Below are 10854 nucleotides of genomic sequence, written 5' to 3' on the forward strand. Positions count from 1 at the left end.
TCGAATGCATTGAATGAATCGTTCTGCGAAAACCAACCCCATGAATGAGGCTGACTATGGCCCTATGCGGCGCATCCAAGCGCGGCAACGGGGAACCATGCAAGCGTCACGCGATACCGGGTTCCTCTCGCTGCAAGCTACATGGCGGCAAGAGTACCGGGCCAAAGGATCAGCGAGGTAACAAGAACGCTGCTAGGCCTGGATCGATTTATAGCCAATTCCTGACAGAGGAAGAGCAGGCTGACTTCAATGGCGCACAACTCGATCAGATCGACGACGAACTCAGGCTGACAAAGGTCCTGCTGGGGCGCGTGTTACTCGCCTCTGGTGAGGGTCATGACCTGTTGGCCGATAGATACCTTGGTCGCATCGAGTCACTGACCAAGACCAAGGAGGAATTGATCAGCAAGCGCCTCACCAACGAGAAGCTGCGCCGCGAACTGGAAGACCCGAACAAGGGCCTGCCCGAGCCCAAGCAAGTAATCATCGGGGTAGAAGATGCAAGCGACCCTGAAGCTGAATAGGCCCCAGTTCGAGTTCATCAGCCACCCCAAGAAGTTTTCAGCGTTCGTCGGCGGCTACCGTAGCGGTAAGACTTTCGTGGGGTGCGTGCGGCTTTGTATCAATGCGCTGGAGAACCCTGGCATACCCCAGGGCTACTTCGCGCCGACTTACCCGCAGATCGCCGACATCTTCTACGACACCATGCCGGTGGTTGCTGAGGCGTTTGGCCTGTTCGCCGATATCGTGCCGAGCAAGAAGCGCGTGTACCTGCGTGACAACCGCGGGCGGTGTCTGTCCACGATCGTCTGCAAGAGCATGGAACACCCGCACCGCATCGTTGGCTTCAACATCGCGCATGCGCTGGTCGATGAGATCGACTGCATGCCGATCAAGAAGGCCGACAGCGCATGGAAGAAGATCATTGCGCGGATGTCCACGGTTTGGCCTGGCCGCGACATGAACACCATTGACGTCACCACGACGCCGGAGGGCTTCAACTGGGTGTATCGCAAGTTCGTCAAGGAGCTTGCATCGAATCCCAGCCAGCGCCCGCTGTACGGCATCGTGCACGCCTCGACGCGGCAGAACGCAAAGAACCTGCCGAAGGATTACATCAAGTCGCTGCGCGAGTCCTACCCGGCGAACCTGGTGGACGCTTACATTGATGGCTTGTTCGTCAACCTGACGTCGGGCAGCGTGTATCCAAGCTTCTGCCGCAAGCAGAACCACACCGACGCAACAATTCGCCCAGGCGAGCAGTTGCACATCGGCATGGACTTCAACATCAACCGGATGGCCGCGACGATCCATGTCATCCGTGACGGACTGCCCATGCTGCTGGAAGAGGCAACCAGCCTATTCGACACGCCGGCAATGATCGTCGAGCTGAAGCGCCGCTTCCCCGGGCACAGCATCACGGTCTATCCGGACGCCAGCGGCAAGAACCGCAAGAGCGTCAACGGCAGCGAGTCGGACCACAGCCTGCTCCGCGCCGCCGGCTTCATGGTGATGGTTAACCCATCCAACCCCATGGTGCGCGATCGGGTGCTGGCAGTGAATGCCATGTTCCTGAATATCGACCATAAGCGCCGCTACCTGGTGAACACCGATAACTGCCCGGTCACCACCCAGGTGCTGGAGCAGCAGGCCTATGACGAGCACGGCCAACCCAACAAGGACGGCACTGAAGACCCGGTCGACGCACTCGGCTACTTCATTGTCCAGCGCTTCCCGATTGCGGGCAGCTACACACTCGCAAACGTGAGCAACTCATGAGCGCATTCAGCTACCTGAAAGACAGCCTGCAGAACCTGGTCGCAGGACTGGGTACTGCGCGCGACAAGGCCTCCCACTCGCACTATGCCGTGCCGGAGATGGACGACCAGCAGCTGCTGAACGCCTTCCGTGGCTCTTGGACTGCGCAGAAGGGCGTGACCATCCCAGCGGTGGACGCGTGCCGCAACTGGCGCAACTGGCAGGCCGACAAGGACCAGATTGAGCTGATCGAGGCCGAAGAGGACCGCCTCAACGTCAAGTGCAAGATACTTGAGGCCCTATTGAAGGCCCGCCTGTTCGGTGGTGCTGCTGTGTTCATCGGCACCGGTGAGCGCGATACGGCGTCCGAGCTCAACCCTGAGCGAGTAAAGCAGGGAGGCGTGAAGTACCTCACTGTCATGACCCGCCGGCAGCTGAGCGCAACCGAGATCGAGCAAGACCCGCAGAGCCCGCGCTTTGGAAAGCCAAAAGCCTACCGCCTGCCTGGTAGCGTGGTTGAGATCCACCCGTCGCGCCTGGTGATCTTCATCGGCGCTGCTCACCCCGACCCTGAGTTGGCGGTGGGCACCGGTTTCGGCTGGGGCGACTCTGTGCTTCTGGCCGCTATGCCCGCAGTGCGTCACTACGACGAGACAGTGGCCAACGTGGTCAGCCTGGTCTACGAGGCCAAGATCGACGTCATCAACATCCCGAACCTGATGTCGAGCATGCAGGACAAGAATTACGAGCGCTTGCTGTTGGAGCGCCTGCGCCTGGCCGCTACCGCCAAGGGTATCAACGGCACACTAATCCTCGACGGCGCCGAGACGCACAGCTCCAAGTCGGCCAGCTTCGGCAATTTGCCTGAGGTGATTGCCAAGACAGAGCAGGGCGTGTCCGGCGCGTTCGATATCCCCGGCACTCGCATGTTCGGCCAGTCCTCCACCGGCCTGGGCGCGAATGGCGAAGAGAACACCCGCAACTACTACGACAACGTCGCATCACGCCAGAAGCTGGAGATCAAGCCAGCCATGAGCGTGCTGGATGAGTGCCTGATCCGTTCGGCTCTGGGCAGTCGGCCCAGTGAGATCCACTACTCATGGGCGCCGCTGTGGCAGGCCACTGCCAAAGAGCGGGCTGACATCGGCAAGACCACGGCGGACACCATCAAGGCGCTGAAGGATTCGGCCCTGTTTCCCGAGGACGCCCTTTCTGCTGCCTCGGTGAACCTGCTGGTGGAACTGAGCGTGATGCCTGGGCTGGAAGCGGCCATCGACCAGTTCGGGGCTGAGCTTCCGGACGAAGAGGGTGGAGCAGGTGATGACGATCTTCCGGTAAGTGAAGGGGATCCTGTGGCGGACAAGAAAGGCCTGTCCGATGCCGCGCCGCGCACGCTGTACGTGTCCCGCAAGGTCACCAACGGCGCCGACATCATCGCCTGGGCCAAGTCGCAGGGGTTTGAATCCACGGTCCCGGTTGAGGATCTGCATGTCACCGTCGCCTACAGCCGCAACCTGGTCGATTGGATGAAGGTCGGCGAGTCATGGTCGGGCGATGGCAAGGGCGAGCTCAAGATTGCACCTGGTGGCGCACGGCTGATCGACAAGTTCGGCGAAGGCGCGGTGGTGCTGCTGTTCAATAGCTCCGAGCTGGCCTGGCGGCACGTAACCATTGTCGAAGCCGGTGCCTCATGGGATTGGCCGGACTATCAGCCGCACATCACCTTCACTTACGAACCCGGCACCGTCGATATCGACAAGGTCGAGCCCTACCGGGGCGCGATTGAGCTGGGCCCTGAGATCTTCGAGGAGCTCGCCCCATGATCTTCACCGACTCTGTGCCAGTCACGGGTGTACGGCGTACCGAGGACGGATACCTGGTGGCCGAAGCCCGAGTCGCACGCACCGGCATTCAGGACTACCTGGGCACCGAGATTGACCCGGACAACGAACACGGCCTGCGTGATAAGCCAATCGTGCGGGTCTACCGGCCCGAAAGCGCGGTATTCCACGCTGACGCCATGCACTCCTACGCATATCGGCCCATGACCAACGGCCACCCGGGTGGCGATGGCGTCAACTCGAAGAACTGGAAGGACGTCGCGATCGGCCAAACCGGTGGCGAAGTGGTGCGCGACGGGCAGTTCGTCAAGGTGCCGTTGGTGCTGATGGATGCCAAGGCCATTGCTGACTACGAGTCAGGAAAGCGTGAGCTCTCCATGGGCTACGGCGCCGAAGTCGTATTCCAGGATGGTGTAACCGGCGATGGCGAGCAGTACGACTGTTACCTGGGCCCCATGAAAATGAATCACCTCAGCCTTGAGCATCGAGCTCGAGGCGGCATCGATCTTCGCATCGGTGACCACAAACCAGACACCCCCAAAGGAGGCCATGACATGGCTGATGCACTGCGAAAACTCCTTGTCGATGGCATCTCCATTGATGTCACCGAGCAAGGCGCCCAGGCCATCGAGAAGCTGAACACCAAGCTTGCCGATGCTGCCACCGCCACCAAGACCCTGACCGACGCGCACGCTACTGCAATCGCGCTGAAGGATGGTGAACTGGCCAAGAAGGACGATGAGATCACCAAGCTGAAAGCAGCTGTGATCAGCGATGCCGACATCGACAAGCGCGTCACTGCCCGTGCCGACCTGCTCACCAAGGCCAAAACCATCGCCGACGCCGACTACACCGGCAAGACCGACGCCGAGATCCGCAAGGCCGTGGTCATCGCCAAGCTGGGTGATGCGGCCGTGGCCGGTAAGGCTGACGCCTACATCGATGCGCGCTTCGAGATCCTGGTCGAAGACGCTTCGAAAGACCCGGCCGGCGACCCGTTCCGCAAACACATGATTCAGCAGGACGGCAAGCCAGGCGAAAACCCTGCTGATGTTGCCCGCGCCAAGATGCTGGCCGACTTCAACTCCACTCAGCCAGCCAAGTAAGGAGCCATCATGGCCGCTTATCAAACGATTTACTCTGATCGTCCAGCCAAGGGCCTGCATGGCGCCTCGGCGAACGAAGAGATCAAGAATGACATCAGCCGCACCATCGAAAACGCTGCCGGCGTTCGCTTCGGCGAGCCAGTGATGCGAGGTGCTGGCGACCATGGCGTGATTCCATTTGCTGCCGGCGGAAAGTTTGTCGGTATTGCCAAACTCAACCCGGCTGTTCCAGCCGCAGCAGCTGGCTCGACTCTGGTCGACGGCTACCCGCAGTACTTCACCGCTGCCATCCGTGAGCGCGGCCAGATGTACGTCCAGGTCGGTGCGCCAGTTGTCGACGGCGATCCCGTTTACTACATCACCGCCACCAACAAATACACCAACGCCGCCGGCACCGGCATCGTTGGCCCATTCGCCAATGTTTTCTTCGACACCACTGGTGCCGCTGACGACATCGTCGAAATCTCCATCAAAAACCGGAGCGCATAACATGCCGCAAGCATTCGCGGACGCTCAAGCAGCGTTGCCATTCGTTGTGGCTCAGGGCCGCAACATCGAAACCGCCATCTACGAGGCCCGTTACCCGGAGTACTCGTACCGAGACCTGATGCCCGTCGTCACCGAAGGCAACCAGTGGGCGATCGGCACCCAGTTCTACAGCATGCAGCTTGCGGGCGAAGCCAAGTTCCTGTCCGGCGCCGCGAACGATATGCCGTTCAATCAGGTTTCCTTCGGTGAAGGCTCGCACGACTACGCCATGATCGGCTCCGGCTGGGAGTGGAACCTGGAAGAAGTGAATCAGGCTTCCCTGTATGGCCGCAACCTGAACGACCTGAAAGCCATGTCGGCAAGTCGCTCCACCGAGCGCCTGCTCTACGACATCGCAACTACTGGCAGCACCGAGAAAAACTGGCGTGGCTTTGTCAACCAGTCCAACGTGCAGACCATCACCGCCGCGGCCACCGGCACCGGCAGCTCGACTCTGTTCGCGAATAAAACCCCGCAACAGATCCTGATCGACCTGAATGGCCTGCTCAAGCTGGTGCCGCAGGCTTCGAACAACGTCGAATTGGCCGACACCCTGGCCCTTCCGTTGGAGGTGATGGATTACATTGCCACCGTCTTTGTTGGCACCGAGGCGAACAGCCCAACCATCTTGGAGCGCTTCCGTACCTCCAACGTGTACACCGCACGCACCGGTCGACCGCTGAGCATCACAACTGCCGACTCGCTCTCTCGTGCAGGCGCAGGCGGCGGCGGTCGTATCGTGGCCTACCGCAAGGCGTTGGACGTTATCCGCTTCCACCTGCCAATGCCTCGCATGGTGCTGCCGGTTCATCAGAAGACCATCATGGGCTTCGAGACCGGCATCATCGCGCGCACCGGCGGTGTTGAAGTTCGCCTGCCAGGCGCCATGGCGTACATGGACGGCGTGTCCGAGCCTGCATAAGGGGGTTGTCATGAAAGTGAAAGTCACCAACAGCGGGCCTTGCCCACGCGGTGTATGGGCCTTGGGCGCGATCAAGCTGATCGGTATTGGTGTAAGTCGTGAACTCAGCCTGACCGAGGCTGAACTCGACCAACTCAAGACCATTGACGTGCTCAGCTTTGAGGTGGTCGAGGCGTCTGCGTCCGATGAAAAAGCCGACCTGCTCGCGAAGCTGAAGGCGCTGGGCATCGATGCCGCTGGCAACAGCAAAGTCGAAACCTTGCGCAAGAAGCTGGAGGAGGCCGAGGCCGCTGCTGAAAAGCAGAAGGTCATGGACGAGCTGGCCGCGTTGAATGTCGAGTTCGACAAGGAAGCGAATCTGGAAGCCCTGCAGGCCGCATTGGACGCCGCCAAGGCGTAACACCCCGCAAAACCGGAGCGCTTGACGCTCCACTTATTCGAGATATCCCGATGCCAGACTTTTACGGAACCGTCGCAGCTGCCGACGCCTATCACGCTGCGCGCGCGAATACCGCCTGGGCTGGCGATGAAGTGGCGAAGCAGGCCGCGCTGATCCGGGCATCGGTCTACATCGACGGTCGCTACCGGAAGCTTCTGGATTCTGGCGTGTGGCAGTCATTGTTCCCCGGCGTGAAGACTGAGGGCAGAGGGCAAGCCAGGGAGTGGCCGCGCACAGGCGCTTATGACTATGAAGGTCACCCGATCCCAGCGGACCAAGTGCCGATCGAGGTCGAGCAAGCAACGTACGAAGCCGGTCTTCGTGAGCTGGTCAGCCCTGGCAGCCTCAGCCCTGACTTCGTGTCAGCCTCAATGGTCAAGCGTGAGAAGGTCGGGCCGCTGGAAACTGAGTTCGCCGTATCGGTGGGTGCGGACGCCGCCGGTTCTGTCCGCCCGGTGATCAGCATCATCGACGAAATGATTGCCCCTGTGCTGGTAGCCCGCTACACGCTGCCTGCGGTGTTTGTGGTATGACCCCGGCGCAGATCATCCAGGCCATCGAAGGAATGGAGCCTGCGATGCAGCGGGCCTATCTGGATCAGGTCAAGACGGTGGTCAGCGCAGCAACAATTGCAGAAGTCGAGCGCCTGATCTCTGAAGAGGATGAGGATGGCCTGGTTGCGCTGCTCAGCCTTGGTGCGCTGTCCGCATTCCTTGAGTTGGCCAGGTCGGTATTCATCGCCGGCGCCAAGTTTGAGGTAAAGGCGATCGTCATTCCACGCGACCTCGGGCGGTTCGAGTTTGACGCCCGACAGCCTGCGGCTGAGAAGTGGGTATCGGCCAAGGCAGAAGAGATCCGGGCGAACGCCGCTATTGATGTGCGTGCCGCTGTTCGCGAAGTCATGGGCAGTCGACGCCGCATTGTGGGTTGGCCCAGTGCGCAGCCTGCTGCTGCACAGGTTGAGGTAAGCGCCACACCAATGGTGCGCACCCCCAGACAGGCAGCGCTTGATCTGGTCGGCCGGAAGAGCGCCCAGACCGGGGCTCGTTCTGGCGGAGTTATCGGACTGCCTGGCAACTATGCGCAGTACGTGCTGAATGCCAGATCCCAGCTGTTGGGCGGCAATCCCGACGAGATGCGCAAGTACTTGCAGCGCAAGCGCCGGGACCGCCGTTTCGACGGGATCGTGAACCGCGCCATCAAGGCAGGTACACCCGTTGCTCAGGCTGACGTGGACAAGATCGCTGGTCGGTATGCTGATCGTCTGATGAAGACATATGCCGAGATGCTTTCCAAGGCCGAGGCGCTGGAGTCCTTCGGCGCAGGCCGTGACCAGGTTTACGAGCAGCTGATTGCTCAGGGCTTGGATCGTGACTCAGTGACGAAGACGTGGCGCGACCGAGGCGACAAGAAGGTCCGCCACACCCATTCGGTTATGGGCGGGCAAGAGGTGCAGAAGGATCAGCCGTTCCAGAGTCCTACCGGAGCCCTGCTTCGTTACCCGGGCGACACCAGTCTGGGGGCTGGTTGGAGTGAACGTGCCAACTGCAGATGCTCGGCCATCTACAAAATAAGGCGCAAGTGATGCCAGATATCTATGACCGCTCAAAGGCCCTGGCCACTCGGATGCTTGCGCCGCGCAGCAAGGGCGGGAAGGGGCTGGAACTGGTCCTGCGCCGCGAGACACTGGGCGAATACGACCCGGATGCACCACCTGCACCCAGCGAACTGGTCGTGAACGGCTCCGGCTTCCGAGAGGAATACGACAACAAGTACATCGACGGCACACTGATCGTGCGTGGCGACGTCAAGTTGCTGGTGTCGCCGGTGCAGCTTACTGGGGCGGATATGCCGATCCCACTGAGCAACGACCGTATCAAGTTCGACGGGACCACCTACACCGTGATTGCCGTCGGCCCATGGAACTACGCCGGCCTGGCGGTTGGCTTCGAGCTGCAGGTGCGCAAGTAATGGCCAATCACATGACCAGCCGCTACGGCGGCCAGAAAGGCAGTTTTGCCGAGAGCCTGGCGGCATTCGCTGAGCAGACAAAGGAAGCCATCGATGACGTGTTCCGCGAGGTGGTGATCGAGATCGGCACTTCGGTCATCCGCCTGTCACCGGTGGACACCGGACGATTTAAGGGCAACTGGCAGTTCACCGTGGGCGCCCCTTCGAATCAGAGCATCGACACTTTCGACAAGTCCGGGCACGAGACTATTGCGGCCCTGGTGGCCGGAGTCAGCAGGCTTGAGGCCGGGAAGGTCGCCTACATCGTCAACAATCTGGTGTACGCAATTCCACTGGAATATGGGCACTCACAGAAAAAGGCGCCCGCAGGCATGGTGCAAATCACGCTCGCACGCTTCCAGCAGATCGTCGAAGAAGCCATCAGGAATAACCAGGTATGAGCCACAACATCATTTCAGCGGCTTTTGAGTCGCGCCTGCTGGCCTGGGCCAAGGCTCGATCGAAGCCACTGAAGGTGGTGGTCGAGAACGAGACCTACACGCCGGCTTCCGGCGAGACATACCTGCGTGCCTTCACGCTTCCTGCGGTAACCGCCAGTAACACGCTTGGCGGCGACCACCACCTGTACGTAGGTGTGTTCCAGGTGAATATCGTTGCGCCTTCCGGCAAGTACCGGACTGAGGCCAGCGGCATCGTCGACGAACTGGCCGCTCTGCTTCCCGTAAACCTTCGCATCCCGCGCGCCGGACTTGTCGCCATTGTGCTGACTCCGGTCGGGCCCGGGCCTGGCATCACGGACGGCACCACCTACACCGTGCCTGCCTCGTTCCAGTACCGAGCCGACACCAACTGAATTCGCCCGTTGGGCAAACCAAGAACCCGCCATTGAGCGGGTTTTTTCATATCTGCAAAGAGGAAATACCAATGGCTGGCATTCAAATGCCCAACGGCGCAACGTTCGAAATTGCTTCCGCTTACGGTACGGCAATCCCGTTCACCGCGCTGAGCAACGCGAACCCGGCGGTGGCCTCAGCTTTGGCGCATGGCCTGGCCGAAGGTGACATCATCGCCGTGAACTCCGGCTGGACCCGTCTCGACGGTCGCGCTGTTCGGGTGGCGGACATTGCCAGCGGCACTTTCGCACTGGGCGGAGTGAGCACCACCAACGTGCAGCAATACCCAGCAGGCTCAGGCGTCGGCTCTGCGCGCGAAGTGACCTCGTTCACCGAGATCTCGCAGATCACCGAACTGAACTCCACCGGCGGCGATCAGCAGTTCCTGACTTACGGTTTCATGGCTGACGATGATGATCGGCAGATGCCGACCACCAAGAACCCGATCACGCTTTCCATCACGGTCGCCGACGATCCTTCCAAGCCCTATGTCGATGTCTGCGAAGCTGCGGACGATGACAAGCAGCCCCGTGTTCTGCGCCTGAACCTGCCGGGCGGCAGCAGCATCGTTTACAACGGATACGTGTCGATCACGTCGACTCCGACCATGTCGCGTAACAACTTGATGACTCGCGTTATCAGCATTGCACTGACCGGTCGTCCAGCCCGCTACGCAGCGGTGGTGTAACCCATGGCCAAGTTCAAAATCGCCCAGAACCCCACGTTCAAAGCAGTCGTAGATATTCCGCGTGTCGGCGGCGCAGTGATCCAGGTGCCTTTTGAGTTCAAGTACCGGAACCGCAAGGAATTGGCGGCGCTGTTCGCGGGTTGGCAGGAGAGCGTTAAGGAAGATCAAGAGCGGCTTAGGGCCAAAGGCGACGACCTCACGCTGGTGGATATCACCGACTCCCACATCGAGCGCCAGGTGGAGCAAGTCAGCCAACTGGTCTCCGGCTGGGGGTTCGATGACAAGCTGAGCTCTGAGTCTATCCGCGCTCTGGTCGAAACCTCCGCCGGCGCCGGCGACGCCATCGTCGAGGCCTATCAAAAAGCATTTTCCTCGGTCCGCCTGGGAAACTGACCAGCGTCGCCCGCCAAATGTACGAGCAGGGGCCGTCAGAGGCAGATCTGGCGGCTTTCGGTTTGTCGTTGACAGACATTCCGGAAAAGGTGTGCGAAGTGCTGGCCGAGAACTGGCCGGCCTTCTGCCTCTTCAATGCTCTGTCCACGCAATGGCGTACAGGGGCGTGCGGCGCAACTGGACTCGATTACACGGCCATCCGCGACGTAGCCGACTACCTCGGCATCAAGAAAAAACAAATCGCTGAGATTTTTCCTGACCTTCAGGTGATGGAGGCCGAAGCCCTGCTCGTCATGAGCGAATCGAAGTAATGGA

General features: G+C 60.5%; 15 protein-coding genes. All 15 read left to right on the plus strand.

Going from position 1 to position 10854, the window contains the following annotated elements; all coding sequences use genetic code 11:
* The first annotated feature begins 56 nt into the window (after positions 1-56).
* Complete coding sequence (locus AC19YY_RS18680) at positions 57-524, plus strand: HGGxSTG domain-containing protein (RefSeq protein ID WP_262381474.1); 468 nt, start codon at positions 57-59, stop codon at positions 522-524.
* Positions 499-1779, plus strand: coding sequence for a terminase large subunit domain-containing protein (locus AC19YY_RS18685; RefSeq protein ID WP_170045029.1), 1281 nt, complete (start codon positions 499-501; stop codon positions 1777-1779). Before AC19YY_RS18680 ends, AC19YY_RS18685 begins: the two co-directional genes overlap by 26 nt.
* Positions 1776-3581 carry an anti-CBASS protein Acb1 family protein gene (locus AC19YY_RS18690; RefSeq protein WP_500604644.1) on the plus strand — a complete coding sequence of 602 codons (1806 nt, stop codon included), beginning with the start codon at positions 1776-1778 and terminating at the stop codon, positions 3579-3581. The genes AC19YY_RS18685 and AC19YY_RS18690 overlap by 4 nt, the downstream gene beginning before the upstream one ends.
* Entirely contained in the window at positions 3578-4705 is a 1128-nt protein-coding gene (locus tag AC19YY_RS18695) for a DUF2213 domain-containing protein (protein ID WP_169872444.1), read from the plus strand. Before AC19YY_RS18690 ends, AC19YY_RS18695 begins: the two co-directional genes overlap by 4 nt.
* 9 nt (positions 4706-4714) lie before the next feature.
* A complete protein-coding gene (locus tag AC19YY_RS18700; RefSeq protein WP_169872443.1) occupies positions 4715-5194 on the plus strand; it encodes a structural cement protein Gp24 in 480 nt (159 codons plus the stop codon).
* 1 nt (position 5195) lies between these two features.
* Complete coding sequence (locus tag AC19YY_RS18705) at positions 5196-6155, plus strand: DUF2184 domain-containing protein (protein ID WP_169872442.1); 960 nt, start codon at positions 5196-5198, stop codon at positions 6153-6155.
* A gap of 10 nt (positions 6156-6165) precedes the next feature.
* On the plus strand, positions 6166-6555 hold the full coding sequence (locus AC19YY_RS18710; protein ID WP_169872441.1) for a hypothetical protein: 390 nt from the start codon (positions 6166-6168) through the stop codon (positions 6553-6555).
* A 50-nt stretch (positions 6556-6605) separates the two neighbouring features.
* Entirely contained in the window at positions 6606-7127 is a 522-nt protein-coding gene (locus AC19YY_RS18715) for a DnaT-like ssDNA-binding protein (protein ID WP_169872440.1), read from the plus strand.
* Positions 7124-8179: a putative phage head morphogenesis protein gene (locus tag AC19YY_RS18720; RefSeq protein WP_169872439.1), complete on the plus strand. Its 1056-nt coding sequence runs from the start codon at positions 7124-7126 to the stop codon at positions 8177-8179. Before AC19YY_RS18715 ends, AC19YY_RS18720 begins: the two co-directional genes overlap by 4 nt.
* The gene (locus AC19YY_RS18725; RefSeq protein WP_169872438.1) at positions 8179-8565 is read left to right on the plus strand and encodes a hypothetical protein; all 387 of its coding nucleotides are present in this window, start codon (positions 8179-8181) and stop codon (positions 8563-8565) included. The genes AC19YY_RS18720 and AC19YY_RS18725 overlap by 1 nt, the downstream gene beginning before the upstream one ends.
* Before the next feature lie 11 nt (positions 8566-8576).
* Positions 8577-9005, plus strand: a complete 429-nt coding sequence (locus AC19YY_RS18730; protein ID WP_172315032.1) for an HK97 gp10 family phage protein — start codon at positions 8577-8579, stop codon at positions 9003-9005.
* Positions 9002-9418, plus strand: a complete 417-nt coding sequence (locus AC19YY_RS18735) for a phage tail terminator-like protein (RefSeq protein WP_172315030.1) — start codon at positions 9002-9004, stop codon at positions 9416-9418. Before AC19YY_RS18730 ends, AC19YY_RS18735 begins: the two co-directional genes overlap by 4 nt.
* Positions 9419-9489: 71 nt before the next feature.
* Entirely contained in the window at positions 9490-10146 is a 657-nt protein-coding gene (locus AC19YY_RS18740) for a phage tail protein (protein WP_169872550.1), read from the plus strand.
* A 3-nt stretch (positions 10147-10149) separates the two neighbouring features.
* Positions 10150-10539, plus strand: a complete 390-nt coding sequence (locus tag AC19YY_RS18745; protein WP_169872551.1) for a phage tail assembly chaperone — start codon at positions 10150-10152, stop codon at positions 10537-10539.
* A 17-nt stretch (positions 10540-10556) separates the two neighbouring features.
* Positions 10557-10850: a DUF1799 domain-containing protein gene (locus AC19YY_RS18750; protein ID WP_169872552.1), complete on the plus strand. Its 294-nt coding sequence runs from the start codon at positions 10557-10559 to the stop codon at positions 10848-10850.
* The last annotated feature ends 4 nt before the right edge of the window (positions 10851-10854 follow it).

This window comes from Pseudomonas sp. MF09156 (assembly GCF_059862305.1).